The following is a 250-nucleotide window of genomic DNA, read 5'->3' on the forward strand; positions in this document are numbered from 1 at the left end:
GACGTGCTCGAGGGCCAGCCGCATTTTCCGTTCGACGGGCGGCGCGCGGGCCTCGTCGCCGCGCATCAGCTGCTCGATGCGGGCGCCTCCGACGCCGCGCGGGCGACTACGGCGGTCGTGGTGGTCGGCGGCGAGCCCGAGCTGTACGGCGTCGCGGTCGACCGCTTCCTCGGCGAACGGATGCTGGTCGTGCAGCCGCTCGACAGCCGCCTGCACAAGATCCAGAACATCGCGGCCGGCGCGCTGCTCG

The 250-nt window shown here is 73.6% G+C and carries 1 pseudogene; it reads left to right on the forward strand.

Features of this window, described 5'->3' with window-relative positions:
* Positions 1-250 (forward strand): annotated as a pseudogene (locus tag SB771_RS35965) (hybrid sensor histidine kinase/response regulator); the annotation flags it as partial.

The sequence above is a fragment of the Burkholderia sp. SIMBA_051 genome (genome assembly GCF_046534915.1).
GTDB lineage: Bacteria > Pseudomonadota > Gammaproteobacteria > Burkholderiales > Burkholderiaceae > Burkholderia > Burkholderia ambifaria.